Annotated in this window: 14 protein-coding genes and 1 pseudogene; 3 read left to right on the forward strand and 12 right to left on the reverse strand. The window is 68.1% G+C overall.

Annotation, left to right across the window (positions count from 1 at the left end; translation table 11 throughout):
* Positions 1-51: 51 nt before the first annotated feature.
* The 4 genes and pseudogenes from AB0G10_RS34180 to AB0G10_RS34195 form a co-directional block, all read right to left on the reverse strand.
* The gene (locus tag AB0G10_RS34180; RefSeq protein ID WP_360931351.1) at positions 52-1593 is read right to left on the reverse strand and encodes a hypothetical protein; all 1542 of its coding nucleotides are present in this window, start codon (positions 1591-1593) and stop codon (positions 52-54) included.
* A gap of 463 nt (positions 1594-2056) precedes the next feature.
* Positions 2057-2962, reverse strand: coding sequence for a LysR family transcriptional regulator (locus AB0G10_RS34185; RefSeq protein ID WP_360931354.1), 906 nt, complete (start codon positions 2960-2962; stop codon positions 2057-2059).
* A gap of 70 nt (positions 2963-3032) precedes the next feature.
* Positions 3033-4142: pseudogene (locus AB0G10_RS34190) on the reverse strand (acyltransferase); the annotation flags it as partial.
* A gap of 108 nt (positions 4143-4250) precedes the next feature.
* Positions 4251-5147: an SDR family oxidoreductase gene (locus tag AB0G10_RS34195; protein ID WP_360931357.1), complete on the reverse strand. Its 897-nt coding sequence runs from the start codon at positions 5145-5147 to the stop codon at positions 4251-4253.
* A gap of 93 nt (positions 5148-5240) precedes the next feature.
* Between AB0G10_RS34195 and AB0G10_RS34200 the strand changes: the two genes are divergently transcribed.
* A complete protein-coding gene (locus AB0G10_RS34200; protein ID WP_360931920.1) occupies positions 5241-6080 on the forward strand; it encodes a helix-turn-helix transcriptional regulator in 840 nt (279 codons plus the stop codon).
* Here the strand turns inward: AB0G10_RS34200 and AB0G10_RS34205 are convergent.
* Genes AB0G10_RS34205 through AB0G10_RS34230 form a run of 6 tightly spaced genes read right to left on the reverse strand, consistent with a single transcriptional unit; the run spans position 6052 to position 10059 of the window.
* Positions 6052-7653, reverse strand: a complete 1602-nt coding sequence (locus AB0G10_RS34205) for an FMN-binding glutamate synthase family protein (protein ID WP_360931360.1) — start codon at positions 7651-7653, stop codon at positions 6052-6054. The two genes, AB0G10_RS34200 and AB0G10_RS34205, sit on opposite strands and share 29 nt — an antisense overlap.
* Before the next feature lie 45 nt (positions 7654-7698).
* Positions 7699-8109, reverse strand: a complete 411-nt coding sequence (locus AB0G10_RS34210) for a contact-dependent growth inhibition system immunity protein (protein WP_360931363.1) — start codon at positions 8107-8109, stop codon at positions 7699-7701.
* A 12-nt stretch (positions 8110-8121) separates the two neighbouring features.
* Positions 8122-8397 carry a polymorphic toxin type 28 domain-containing protein gene (locus AB0G10_RS34215; RefSeq protein ID WP_360931366.1) on the reverse strand — a complete coding sequence of 92 codons (276 nt, stop codon included), beginning with the start codon at positions 8395-8397 and terminating at the stop codon, positions 8122-8124.
* Positions 8394-9056 carry a putative T7SS-secreted protein gene (locus AB0G10_RS34220; RefSeq protein ID WP_360931369.1) on the reverse strand — a complete coding sequence of 221 codons (663 nt, stop codon included), beginning with the start codon at positions 9054-9056 and terminating at the stop codon, positions 8394-8396. Before AB0G10_RS34220 ends, AB0G10_RS34215 begins: the two co-directional genes overlap by 4 nt.
* Positions 9049-9366, reverse strand: coding sequence for a hypothetical protein (locus tag AB0G10_RS34225; RefSeq protein WP_360931373.1), 318 nt, complete (start codon positions 9364-9366; stop codon positions 9049-9051). Before AB0G10_RS34225 ends, AB0G10_RS34220 begins: the two co-directional genes overlap by 8 nt.
* A 48-nt stretch (positions 9367-9414) precedes the next feature.
* On the reverse strand, positions 9415-10059 hold the full coding sequence (locus AB0G10_RS34230) for a Bax inhibitor-1 family protein (RefSeq protein ID WP_360931376.1): 645 nt from the start codon (positions 10057-10059) through the stop codon (positions 9415-9417).
* A gap of 85 nt (positions 10060-10144) precedes the next feature.
* Here AB0G10_RS34230 and AB0G10_RS34235 point away from each other — a divergent pair, with 85 nt between their 5' ends.
* Entirely contained in the window at positions 10145-11527 is a 1383-nt protein-coding gene (locus tag AB0G10_RS34235) for a S28 family serine protease (RefSeq protein WP_360931379.1), read from the forward strand.
* 507 nt (positions 11528-12034) lie between these two features.
* On the opposite strand, the gene AB0G10_RS34240 is transcribed toward AB0G10_RS34235, so the two are convergent.
* Positions 12035-12961 (reverse strand): zinc-binding alcohol dehydrogenase family protein, encoded by a 927-nt coding sequence (locus AB0G10_RS34240; RefSeq protein ID WP_360931382.1) that lies wholly within the window; start codon positions 12959-12961, stop codon positions 12035-12037.
* Positions 12962-13044: 83 nt separating this feature from the next.
* Here AB0G10_RS34240 and AB0G10_RS34245 point away from each other — a divergent pair, with 83 nt between their 5' ends.
* Positions 13045-13455 carry a MarR family transcriptional regulator gene (locus AB0G10_RS34245; RefSeq protein WP_360931385.1) on the forward strand — a complete coding sequence of 137 codons (411 nt, stop codon included), beginning with the start codon at positions 13045-13047 and terminating at the stop codon, positions 13453-13455.
* On the opposite strand, the gene AB0G10_RS34250 is transcribed toward AB0G10_RS34245, so the two are convergent.
* Positions 13452-13724, reverse strand: coding sequence for a peptidoglycan-binding domain-containing protein (locus AB0G10_RS34250; protein WP_360931388.1), 273 nt, complete (start codon positions 13722-13724; stop codon positions 13452-13454). The genes AB0G10_RS34245 and AB0G10_RS34250 overlap by 4 nt on opposite strands.
* Positions 13725-13755 lie beyond the last annotated feature (31 nt).

Consider the following 13755-nt stretch of genomic DNA (forward strand, 5'->3'; position numbering starts at 1 on the left):
ACGCTTTCGCCAATGCGCGAAAGCGCAGGTCCGAACTGCCGGCGACTTGAATCACGAGCCCTTGTCCAGCTTTCTCGATCGCCCCACCACCGGCACCCAATTAGGTTGGTAAACCCATTCAGCGCGCCTCAACTCGTCGGATTTTCCAGGCTTCCAAAACTCAACCGGAGCCTTCCGCATCCGTTTCACAACCAGAGCTGCGAAGTCGACCATGAAGACCACGGTGTCAATCCCACGCCAGGTGGCAGTATTCGGCCGGGTAGTCATGATGCGGTGCACGAACCGTAAGTCCTCGAGCTCAGTTATTTCTCGTCCCCAGTCGGTGTCAAGCTGCTCTCGACGCACGAGAAAGAAGAAAGTATCACGGTCTCGCACGAATCGAACAAGATCGTCGAATCTTGCTTCCAGCTTTGGCGAATCCCGACCCGCATCATTTCGGAGATCAGTTTGCTTACGCTGCAAGCGCAGTCCCGCTGCGGCCTGCACATTCTCTGCTCCGATCGAGAATGATGCACTTGGATCGTCACTCCTCTGCGCCTCTTCCCAACCCGCATCAGCCGCCGCAATAAGGAGATCAAAGTAGTCGCGCGTAACAGCACCACCTGCAATCAAAACAGCCCTTTCCCGGGCAGTTTGCGTCAGCACTTCCCTGACCTTGAAACCTGCAGGCGTTAGAACTCCGTTCGCAACTTCTTCCAGGAACGTTTGGGCAGTCGCAAAGTCCGCTAATCCGACATCAAGCGACAGGTGCTGCAGATCATGGGGCGGCTGCATGCCCAGCGGAGGATCCCCATCGGCGAAAGACTGGGTTCTGGAGTGAACACTGCCGATCTTGAGCCAAACATCACTTCGCTTGGTGATACCGTGAAGATGATCTAGAACAAGGGGCTGTTTTTCTTTTGCAATAAAATAGAAGTCGTCGAGTACCACGAGCAGTGACTTGCGTCCGTTGAGGCTTGCAGCGACCTCTAAAACGTGGGATATGGCCGGCGCAAGGTCTCGCAAGAAATCTTCCTTCTTGCGGGTCTGCGACGATGTCTGTGAGGTTTTGGTCCGGGCGGACCATGAACTCGCCGTCGTGGCACTGAGCTTGGCGAAACGCTTCGCAACTCCGCCTCCCAGTCGCACCCTTACGTCATTCGATCTCGATTGGCTATTCTCGACATTCTCGACTACCTCACTTCCTGCGTCCCTAAGCGCAGAAAGAACGGAGTGCAGCTCTTTGACAGCTCGGCGCAATTTCCATTCAGGAGGACGCCACCAGCCTCTCGGTCGAATCTCCGAAAGGATGTCCATAATTATCTCAATCAGCACGTCAGGGTAAGACCGAGATTTGTGCGTTTCTACATCCACGAAGATTACACGGGCACCCTGCTCTTCCGCGCGCCGCTGCAAGACAGCTAACGTCGTTGATTTGCCGACACCACGGCGTCCGGTGACAAGATGATTGACTGCCGACTGCAACGTAGCGACCGTACCCGGGCGAAGCTCAACGAACCTGTTGCTCAAAGCATCGTCAGCCTGATTCGTCGTTCGCAATGCAGCCGACAATGCAGCTTTGAACGAATCGAGATTCTCCCGATTTAGCATCATCTACCTCCAAACCATTCGCGCGGTGGCCATCAAGCTTGCTTCGGACAGCTCGATAGTGGCGGCAAAACTCAGCAGGAATCGCATCCCCACATAGGGTGCCATCCCAATGAGACATATGCCCAGAGGCCGGGCTGAATCATATATAGATTGTCGTTGATCTGTCAGCATTCACTGACTGCAGGCCTTAACATTAGGCGCATGCTCACTCCATAGAGATCAACACTGGCACACGTCGCCGCCGCCCTCCAGGCTAAGCCCATGCCTGCGGCCTTCTATTCATGCGCCCAGCGACCGTCGAACACTCTTCGCTAATTCCGTTAGCCACCATATCCACTGCTTAACTCAGTACGCTAAGTCCATACGCAGCACCATTTTGCTGAGGTGCGCAGGCGCTCGAAGAGAAATACAAGAAAGAGGGGAGACGCCAGCACTCGCCAGACGGAAAGACCATGATAAGGCGAGCCTAGGTGTTCGATCGGTCGGCGCGGGCGAGTTCGGTGATCGTGCGCTCGAAGTCGAGGATTGCGGCGGGCACCCGATCGTGGCGGCGGCGGAGCATCAGCATGATGACGGGTGGTACGTCGCCGGCGAGGGGGCGGGCGGTGATGACGCCGGCGGTGTGCAGCGGATCGCCCAGGATGCTGTAGTCGGGCAGGATCGTCGGACCCACGCCGCTCGCCACCAGCGACTTGCCCATCTCGGCGCCGTCGGTGGAGAACGTCTCGGGCGGCGGCGCGTCGCCGAACAGCCGCTGCGCCAGGCGGTGCATCAGGTAGCCGGGCCGCATCGCCACGAACGGCCGCGTCCGCAGGTCGTCGACGCTGATCGCGGTCTGGGCCGCCAGCGGGTCGTCGGCTCGGCAGCAGACCGCGGGCCGGCCGTGGAGCAGGACCGTCCGTTCCAGGCCGGCCGGGATGTCGTCGCCGGGGAAGGCGTTGATCAGCCCGACGTCGAGGCGGCCTTCGAGCAGGCTCTCCTCGATCTCCGCCTGGAGCATCGTCGCCACGTCGACGGTGGTGCTCGGGTGGCCGGCGCCGAACTCGCGCACGGCCGGGATGAGCAGTGCCGACGTGCCGGCGTTGACGGTGCCGACGCGGATCGTCCGGCTGGCCCGGGCCCGGTCGCTCGCCGCCTTGAGATGGGCCACTCCCCCGAGGATCTCGGCGACGATCGGCACCAGGTCGCGGCCCTCACGGCTCACCCGCGCGCCGGCCCGGTGCCGTTCGAGCAGGGGTACGCCCAGCTCCCGCTCCAGTGAGCTGATCGCCTCGCTGAGCGCCGACTGCGACACGTGCAGCTGCTCCCCCGCCCGGCGCAGCGACCCGTGCTCGATCACCGCCATCAGGTATTCCAGCTGCTCGAATCGCATCCGCCGTCTCCCGCTCTCGTCCCGCCCCCGTCCTCTCGCAGCGGTAGAAGATCACACCGAGGATGGCCAGGACCAGCGCGAATGCCGGGAGCCACATGAGCCGGCTCAGGGCCCAGTCGCCGACCGGCGCGTCGTGCAGGCCGGGCAGCGTGCCGAACGCCCGCCCGGCGGAGGTGACGGCGAGCAGTGCGGTCTGGTGCCAGCAGTACACGGTCATCGCCCCGAGATTGAGCAGCACCACCGGTATCCACAGCGCCGGCCTGCGCAGCACCCGGCCCAGCCACGGCCTGGCCAGCAGGAACGCGCCGATCTGCGCAAGCCCGAGCCCGACCGCGAACAGCGACGGCGGGGCGAGGTTGGACCGGCCGTCCCCCGGCACGCCGACGGCCGAGGCAGGGTAGTCGGCGAGCAGGACCAACCCGGCGCACGCCACCACGCCGAGGGGCAGCAGGACGGCACCGGCGCGGCGTGGGAGCAGGCCGTCGGCTAGGGCGACACCCAGCAGGTAGGGCACGGCCCACCCCGCCGGCACGGCCACCGCGGCCAGCAGCTCCGGCCCGGCCGGCCAAGAAGGCAGGGCCAGCCAAGACGGCAGGGCCGCCGAGGATGAGGACGAGGCGTCGCTGAGGGCGACGACCGCCACGAGCGGCAGCGCCGGCCAGGCGCCCCAGCGGAGGACGGCGGCGCGCAGCGGTGGCGTGAGCGCGGTCAGGAGGAGGTAGACGCCCAGGAACCACAGCGGGTGGGTCACCAGGGACCACACCACGTGGCGGGTGGTCGCCGGCACGCCCACCGCCCACAGCACGAGCATGATCAGCGACCACACCGCGGCGAACGCCAGGAGGGGACGGGCCAGGCGGGACAGGCGCGCGGTGAGCCAGGTCGCCGGTCTCCGGCGGCGCAGGCCGCGCGCCGCCGCATAGCCGCCGGCGAAGAAGAACGGGGCCAGCGTCTGGAGGAGCCAGGTCGCCGGGATCAGCGCCGGCTCGTGGGAGAGCGGGCTCTCGCCATGCCAGGACGGGTCGGTGACCACCGCCGACACGAGCCAGTGCCCGAGCACCACCCCGACGATCGCCACGGCGCGCAGGGCGTCGATGGTGCGATCACGATGGTCGGGTGTGACGAATCCGCGAAGAACCGGCATGCCCGCAACGGTCCCGCGATCCGGGCGCCGGCACATCGGACCATGGGCGGGACTTCCCGAAACCACCTCAGACCCAGGTTCTAGGACCGAGGTCCGAGAACGACGGACCCCAGTCCGAGGCTGCGGTCCCCCGTACACTGATTCTCAAGAATTTGATCTTGAAAGAATGGAACTGGAGACCTCCCAGATCCGCTCGGCGTCGGCCAGGCTGCGCAACCGCGAGTACAACTTCTGCTCCGCCGGCGGACCCGACAAATGCCCCAGACCACTCGGCCCATAGAAGAGGCCATCCGCCGGCGCCGTCGCCGCGAGCAGGGCCGGCAGCGCAGCCGACGACGGCGTGCCGGCGAGGATGCCCCTCTTCGAAAGAGCGCGGATCATGCGTACGCCGAGAGTGTCACTGGCTCGGCCCAACTCAGGACGTGCGGCGAGGAGACTGGTCGGGGCGATGCCGGGGTGCGCGAGGTTGCTCGTGATCCCCCACTGCGAAGCACGACTGCGCCGGGAGAGCTCCAACCCGAACAGCCCGAAGGCGATCTTCGACTGGCTGTAGGCGCGCTGCCCGTTGTACGACTTCTCCCAGTTCAGGTCGTCCCAGTTGATCGCGTTCGAGTTCGCGGCGATGCTGATCTGCGAGACCACCCGGGCGCGACCGGCCCGCAGCAGCGGCATCAGGTGCATGACCAGCGCGAAGTGGCCCAGGTGGTTGGTGCCGAACTGCAGCTCGAACCCGTCCTCGGTGGTCTGCCGCTCGGGCGGCGTCATCACCCCGGCGTTGAGGATCAGGTAGTCGATCGGCCGGTCCAGGGTGGCCGCGAACGCCGCCACCGACGCGAGCGACGACAGGTCGAGGTCGGCCAGCGTGGCCGCCGCCGACGGCATCCGGGCGATCGCGGCGGCGCCCTTGGCCCGGTTGCGGACCGGCATGACGACCTCGGCGCCGGCCTCGGCCAGCCGGCTCGCGATGACCAGCCCGACGCCGTCGCTGGCACCGGTCACGACGGCGAGCTTGCCCGACAGGTCGGGAAGAGTGATGTCCATGCCGACCAGACTCGATCAAAGAGCGGAGCGCATCCACGGCCTGACGATCCCAGGCTACGAGCGGCCGGCGGTGATAGAACCGAACCCGTGATGATCGATCGAGCCGGGCTCGCCGCGTTCCTGCGCCGCCGCCGCGAGTCCCTGCAACCCGAGGACGTCGGCCTCCCCCGCGGGCAGCGCCGGCGCACCTCCGGGCTGCGCCGCGAAGAGGTCGCCACCCTCTGCCACATCTCGGCCGACTACTACAGCCGCCTCGAACGCGAGCGCGGGCCGCACCCGTCCGAGCAGATGATCGCCTCGATCGCGCAGGGCCTGCACCTGTCGCACGACGAGCGCGACCACCTGTTCCGGCTGGCCGGCCACCACCCGCCGGTCCGCGGCGCGGTCGGCGAGCACATCAGCCCCGGCCTGCTGCGGATCTTCGACCGGCTCGCCGACACCCCCGCCGAGATCACCACGGAGCTCGGCGAGACGCTGCGGCAGACGCCGCTCGGAGTGGCGCTCACCGGGGACCTGACCCGGTACACCGGGCCGGCCCGCAGCATCGGGTACCGCTGGTTCACCGACCCGGACGTCCGCCGGATCTACCACCCGGACGACCACGCGCTGCACTCCCGCGTCTTCGCCTCCGGGCTGCGCAGCGTCGTCACCCTGCGCGGCCCGAAGTCGTGGGCCGCCCACCTGCAACGCCTGCTGCTCGACGGCAGCGCCGAGTTCCGCGCGGTCTGGGACGAGCAGGAGATCGGCGTGCGGTACCGCCACGTCAAACGCTACGTCCACCCGCAGGTCGGCGACCTGGAGCTCACCTGCCAGGCGCTGCTCGACCCGGACGAGGGCCACTCGCTGCTCGTCTACACGGCGGTTCCGGGCTCCGAGAGCTACGAGAAGCTGCAACTCCTGTCGGTCATCGGGGCGCAGCAGCCGGCTCACTAGCGAACGAGTCCTCGGACGGCGGCGCGCTGCCACCCTGCGGTTCGGCCGCCGTCATGATCTCGATGATGGCGGCCTGATCCTCGCGGGACGGCAGCCCCCAGCCCGGCTGATATTCGTACACATGCTCCAGGCTTCTCGAAGCGGTGCGCCCATCGAGGATCTCGACGGAACCGGTGTCGATGAGACCCGGGTGCTCGACGCCGCACGCCTCGGCCACCTTGAGCAGGTCACGCCGCAGGGTCTTGATGTAGTTGGCGGCACGCACCGACTTCAACGCCGGGTCGAGGCCCCTCGTCAGCCACCTGTTCTGGGTGGCGACGCCGGTCGGGCAGGTGTCGGTGTGGCACTTCTGCGCCTGGATGCAGCCGATCGCGAGCATCGCCTCACGACCGACATTGACCATGTCACAACCGAGTGCGAACGCCACGATCGCGTTGTCCGGCAGGCCCAGCTTGCCGGCGCCGATGAAGACCACCTTCTCGTGCAGGCCGCGCTCCGCGAACATCCTGTAGACCCGCGCGAAGCCGACCTGGAACGGCAGCGAGACGGTGTCCGTGAAGATCAGCGGCGCCGCCCCGGTGCCGCCCTCACCGCCGTCGATCGTCACGAAGTCGACGCCCCGCCCGGTCGTCGCCATCAGGGTGGTCAGCTCGTCCCAGAAGCCGAGGTCGCCGACCGCCGACTTGATCCCGACCGGCAGCCCGGTCTCGTCGGCGAGCATCTCCACCCAGTCGAGCAGGCTGTCGGTGTCGTCGAACTCGGCGTGCCGCGAGGGGCTCACACAGTCCACGCCCTCGGGGATGCCCCGCGTCTCGGCGATCTCCTTCGACACCTTCGCGCCGGGGAGCAGGCCGCCGAGGCTCGGTTTGGCGCCCTGACTGAGTTTGATCTCGATCGCCTTAACCGGATTTTTCGCGATATTGTCCTTAAGCCGGTCTAGGTTGAATCGTCCGCTTTCGTCCCGGCAGCCGAAGTATGAGGTGCCGATCTGGAAGATCAGGTCGCCGCCGTTGCGATGGTAGGGCGAGAGCGCGCCCTCGCCGGTGTTCTGCAGGCACCCGGCGATCTTCGCGCCCCGATTCAGCGCCTCGATCGCCGCGCCGGACAGCGAGCCGAAGCTCATCCCGGAGATGTTGACAACCGATTCAGGACGAAAAGCCCTTTTCCGTACGCGGGCAGCACCGAGCGTTTTCGCACACGGCAGATACGCCTCATACCCGGCGTGCGGGTGAGATCGCGGCACCGCCCGGCCGAACGTCCTGTGCTTGATGATCGGGTAGCCGGCGGTGTACTCGATGTCGTTGTCCGTGCCGAATCCGAAGTAGTTGTTCTCCTTCTTCGCCGACGCGTACACCCACCGCCGCTGATCCCGGGTGAACGGCCGCTCCTCGTTGTTGCCGGCCACGACGTACTGCCGCAGCTCCGGCCCGATCGCCTCGATCAGGTAGCGCCCGTGCCCGAGCACCGGGAAGTTCCGCAGCAGCGCGTGATCGCGCTGCAGAAGATCCCGGACCGCCACCGCCGCGACCGCTGCACCGGCGGCCGCCGCGGCCGCACGTAGACCCCGACTCATGCCGCATCTGTTCACCACTCAGCGATTCCCTAAACCCGGGCGGTCTCAGAGCGCACCGGGTTCACGGAGAGCGGCGATGCCGGCCCGGAGCTCGTCATCGTCGACGTCGTCCAGCTCAATGGTGTCGACCAGGCCGCGCAGGCGCGCCGACTCGCCGGGATGGGCGGCCCAGTATTCCCCCGGGACGCGGTTGAGGACGGCGTTCAGCAAGTCGCCCGGGTAGTAGTCGCCCTCGGCCAGCGGGTCGCGCTCGAGGATGTCGAGCGCCCGCGGCACCAGGACCGGGACGCCTTCCCGCTGGCCGAGCAGGACCCGGAGGTCTTCGACCTCGAGCGAGCCGATCGGCTTGCGGCGCAGTTGGTAGACCGTGGCGACGAGCGTGGTGGCGTCGGCCGGCGGATCCCCCCAGGCGTCGCCTTCGACCTCTTCGAGGGACTGCTCCCGGACGTCGGTCATGGCATCTCCCTCTCAGCTGGTGACTCGCGGTACGAACTGCTCGGAGTGATCCAGCAACCGGCTCGCTTCGCCCAGCTCCTCCTGCGCGGCCGAGCGCTGCTCCTCGGACAACCGGGCGTCGCCGACCTCACGCTTCAACTGCTTGATCCGGTTGATCAGGCCTCGCTGCGCGTTACGAACCTCGTCCACATGATCCCACGGCTCGCCGGTCGGTTTACGGGCCACCACTTCGCCGCCGAGCTCACGCCGTGCGCCGTCGAGATCCTTCTCGGTGAGGTGCTCCTTCAACCCACGCTGAGCGGCACTCCGGCGACCGCGCCCGCGCCGGTTCCGGTGAGTGCCACGCCGAGGCCCTCTCCTCCGGAGCTCAGGAGCATCAGCCCGATGCCGGCTGCCGCCGTTGCGACCTCGCCCGGGTGGTGGATCACCGCGTTGCCCATCGAGGCCAGGGTGTTTACCACGTCGGCGCCGACGTCCTCGAGGAAGTCTCCCGTCTCGTCGAGCCAGGATGACTTCTCGGGTGCCGCGGCCGCCTCGTCGTTCAGGAAGCTCGCCGCTCGGCCGGCAGCATCGCTGACCTGCTCCCGCGCGTAGTCGAGGACCTCCCGCGCAGCGGTGCGGCCCTCGGCTTCGTCCCAGAGACGGATCGCCTCTCCGGCCTGGTTCTGCGCCCACTCCAGCACGTCCGCGTACGTCGACAACGCGTCAGCCGCCGTCTGCAGCGAACCGGCCGCGTCGAACCACCTGCCGGGTTCATAGCTGAACTTCTCGCGGAAAGTGTCCCCGGACTTGCCGACCCAGGCGCCGGTGTCGATGTCGATCAAGCCGTCGCCCGCCGACTCGGCGGCGGCCGCGCGGGCTCGAAGTGCAAGGACGTTTGCACGGATCGTGGCGGGGTTGCCCGGAACGAGCTCTGCCGCACTTCGTGTCTCGCCGAGTTCAGCCATCGGTGACCTGCGTTCCCGGATCACCGCGGAGGCTTGCCGCGTTGGCGTTGTCGACGGCTCGGTAGGCCGCCGCTGCTCGCCCGAGGACGTCGCTGACCTTCTTCGCGTCCTCCACCAGAAGATCGAGCCCGTCGTTCCACCGGTCGCAGAAGTGCTGCATCGCCCGATGGATGCTGACGTCCCCGTAGGCCTCCGGCCCGGCGCAGACCTCCTTGAGCCGGTGTTTCTCCTGATCATCGACGCTGCGCGCAATGCCGTCGCCGGCCTGCTCCAGCGACTCGATGTCGACATGGAATCCAGGACCGTCCATGGATCCATCCTGCACGACCGCCGCCGCCGACGACAGCGGCGCCGGCCGCTACCGGTTGCCGCCCCGGAAGATGCGCAGGAAGAAGAGGAAGACGTTGAGGACGTCGAGGAAGATGGAGGCGGCCAGCAACGGCGCCACCTCGATGTCGGTGTTCCGGCGCAGGCGCTGGAAGTCGACCATGATGAAGCCGGCGAAGATGACCAGGCCCAGCACCGAATAGATCAGCGCGCCGCCCGGGATGTTCACGAAGATCAGTACGATGCCGAACACGATGAGGGCCAGCAATGCCCAGAAGCAGATGCGGGCCAGCGCCGAGAGATCGCGTCGGGTGGCGTACCCCGCTGCTCCGAAACCGGCGACGAAGAGCGCCGTGGCAGCCCCCGCCTGCCAGAGGGCCTGCGGATCGGTGCTGGCGTAGTACACCAGCGTCGGCGCGGTCGCGACGCCGATGAGCAGGCCGAAGAGGAGCAGCAGCGCCACCGTCGTCTGCGTCGACCTGCGGACGGTGAACTGCATCGCGATCAGGGCGGCGAACGACGCGAGGTAGGCCAGGAAGGCGACGCCGGGAGGCAGGTCGCGGCCGATGTAGGCGCCGAGGGCGAACAGCGCCGTCGTCGCCGCGACGTAGCCCATCGTCTGGGCGAAGAGGACGCGTCCACGATCCTGAACGACGACCGGATAGGCGTGATCCATCCACCCATGCTGGCGTCCCGGCAGCTCGTCGCGGACCGTCCGCGGGGGATGAGAAAACCATCGATCCATCGATATGGTGTCCGGCGTGAGACAACGCATCGTGGCTACCCTCATGACCATCCTGGTGGCCCTCACCCCCGCCACCGCCGCCCACGCCGCCGATGACCCTCTGCTGGATCAGCTGACGGCCATCCCCGGGCTCACCATCACCTCGGAGACCCAGGGCACCGGCTACCGGTTCTTCGTGATGACGTACCGCCAGCCGGCCGACCACCGCCACCCCAAGGCGGGCACCTACGAGCAGCGCCTCACCCTGCTGCACCGGTCGGAGACGTCCCCGGTCGTGCTCTTCACCAACGGGTACGGCCTGGCCGCCGCGCCCCGGCCGACCCAGACCGAGCCGACGGCCCTGCTCACGGCCAACCAGATCTCGGTCGAGCACCGGTTCTTCACGCCGTCGCGGCCGGCCGACGCCGACTGGTCGGACCTGAACATCTGGCAGGAGGCGACCGACGAGCACCGGATCGTGACCGCGTTCAAGTCGATCTACGACACGAACTGGATCCAGACCGGCGGCAGCAAGGGCGGCATGACCTCGGTCTACCACCGCCGCTTCTACCCGAACGACGTCGACGGCGTCGTCGCCTACGTCGCGCCGAACGACGTGATCAACCCGGAGGACCGGGCCTACGACAGGTTCTTCGACACGGTCGGCACCGCCGAATGCCGCACCACCCTCGACAACGTGCAGGCCGAGGCGCTGCGCCGGCGGGACACGCTGGTGCCCCGACTGGAGCAGACCGCCGCCGAGAACGGCTGGACGTTCAGCGAGACGATCGGCACCGCGGACCGCTCGTTCGAGATGACCGTGCTCGACTCGGTGTGGGCGTTCTGGCAGTACAGCCTCGCCGCCGACTGCGCGACCGTCCCGCAGGCCGCGACCGCGACCGACGACGAGATCTGGACCTGGATCGACACGGTCGCCGGCTGGAGCTTCTACACCGATCAGGCGCTCGAGTACTACTGGCCGTACTACTACCAGGCCGCCTCGCAGCTGGGCTGGCCGAGCCTGCGCTTCGAGCACCTCAAGGGCCTGCGCAAGTACCCGGGTCTCTACACCGCCAACTCGTCGCTGCCGGAGGAACTGCGGCGCCGGCACAACCCCGTACCCATGATCGATGTTGATCTCTGGGTGAAGACGGCCTCGCAGCGGATGCTCTTCATCTACGGCGAGAACGACCCGTGGGGCGCCGAGCGCTTCAAGCCGAGCAAGCGCGACTCCGCCCTCTACGTCGCCCCGGGCGCGAACCACGGCGCCAACATCGCCCGCCTCAACCCGGACGACGCGGCGGCGGCCACCGCCATGCTGCGCCGCTGGGCGGGCGTCACGACGGCGCCGTCCACCCTGAAGGCGGCCGCGGACATCCCGCTCGACGACGGTCTCGGCGACCGCCGCCGCATCAACTGATCAGTCGAACCCGCGTGCGGCCGCCGGCTTTCTGCCGGTGGCCGCCTTTTCCGGGTACGCCGGAAGCACCGTCGCAGGACCGTCGCAGCCGGACGTCTTGTCGAAGGTCGGAGTTACCGTGCGCACATGGACAGCTACTCCGATGCCTCTGCGACGCGTTGATGGCCCGCGGAGCCGCAATCAACGTGGAGGATGCGACCCCCGGACGGGCCGCGCGCCCTGCCCCGGCCCAGGAACCATGGGAAGTGCGACACCGCCGGCTGGGACGAGGGTGCCGCCCTTCTCGAACAAGCGCTACGGCGCCTTTCATAGCGCCGGTGCGGACATCGGCGAGGCGACCGCCCTCGGATACGAAGTCGCCGATTCGAAGGGTGCCTGCCCCCATGTGGGCGACCCGTGACAGCGGGTCTGCTGACGCCCGTCGGCGCGGGCTTGAGCCAGACCGCTGGGTCAACAGCACTGTCCGATGCGCTGTTCGACCAGGGCGGCGCTTCGGGGAGTGCCTGACTACGGCAGCAGGACGATGCGGTCGGTGGTGGTGGCGGTCCAGGCCTCGGCCACCTCGGCGAGCGGGATCGGCCGCGGCCGCACGTCGATGGCGCCCGATTCGATCGTTTCGGCCAGGGAGGGCAGTTCGGCGAGGAAGTCGCGGGCCGGGACCGAGCCGATGCCGCTGCCGACGATCTGGAGGCGGGCGGAACGGAGGGCCGCGGACGGGACGGGGGCGGTGGGGCCGGCCATCGAGCCGATCTGGACCCAGGTCAGCGGGGCTGTGCGGTCGGCGCGGGCGGTGAGCATGGGGAGCATCGCGGCGGCGCTGAAGTCGCCCCACACGTAGTCGAGGACGACGTCGACGTCGGCGGCGCAGGCGATGTCGTCGAGCGTGCAGGTGAGATCGGCGCCGAGAGCGGGCAGGGCGGCCAGGCGGGACTCGTCGCGGCCGGCGGCGATGACCTGGGCGGCGCCGAGGAGTCTGGCGATCTGCACGGCCATCCGGCCGGCGTTGCCGGTCGCGCCGATCACCAGCACCCGCCGGCCGGGGTGGAAGGCGATGCGGCGGCGCAGGGCCACCCAGGAGGACATGGCCGGGTTCATGGCGGCGGCGATACGGACCGGGTCGGCGCCGTCCGGGAGCAGCACGCTGCGGCGCACGTCGATGACGGTGCGCTCGGCGAAGGTGCCGAGCCGGGTGTCGTCGAGGGCGGCGTAGCGGAGCTGGCCGGCCTCGTCGCGCACCACCGCATCAACGCCGGGCACCAGCGGCAGGGCGCTACCGCTGCTGTAGTGCGCGCCGTTCGCCTTCGACCGGGTCAGGTGGTGCAGGCCGGCGGCGAGAACCCGCACCACCATCTCGTCGTCGCCGGACGCGACCGGTTCGGGGTGGTCGCGGTAGACGGGCGGGGCGTCGAACGCGGAGAGGACGGCGGCACGCATGGGATCTCCTCGGCAGGTAGTTCGTAATACCAACTACTTTGAGGATGGTTCGTAATCCCAACCATGTCAAGTACGATCGCGACATGACCGCCGCCAACCCGCTTGTCGACGCCCTGGTCCGCTGCACGTTCGAGGTGACCGGCGCGCTCACCCGCATCGGCGCCGAGAACGACCTGTCGCTCACCCAGCTGCGGGTGCTCGGCATCCTGCGCGACCGGCGGCTGCGGGTGACCGAGCTGGCCGCGTACCTCGGCCTGGAGAAGTCCACGATGTCCGGGCTGATCGACCGCGCCGAGCGCCGGGGGCTGCTGGCCCGCGAGCGCAGCCCGGAGGACGGCCGGGTCGTCGACGTCTTCATGACCCCGGCCGGCCGGGAGTTCGCGCAGCGGGTGTACGACGACGTCCGGCGTACCCTCGCCCCCGCTCTGGAAAAGCTGCGACCCGAGCAACGCACCCAGCTGCTGGAGCTGCTCGAAGCCCTGACAGCCCGCTAGCCTCGCTGCCCGGGGTAGGTCAGCACCGGCGCGGCCCACGCGCCCTTCCAGGTGGCGCCGCCGACGATGCCGTCCACCCGCAGGCCGTTGTCCTGCTGGAAGGCGCGGCAGGCGGCCTCCGACTCCGGGCCGTAGACGCCGTCCGCGGTGAGCCGCCGGCCGCGGTTCGCCATCTGCTGCTGCCAGTGCCGCACGTCCTCGCCGCGCATCATCGGCGGCTGCATCAGGAGCCGGCCGTGCCAGGCCGGCGTGGCCGTCGACGGATCCACGTCCCCACATCCCAGCTCGTGCCGCGCGCCT

Origin of the sequence: Actinoplanes sp. NPDC023714, assembly GCF_040639855.1 — a bacterium.
Lineage (GTDB): Bacteria > Actinomycetota > Actinomycetes > Mycobacteriales > Micromonosporaceae > Actinoplanes.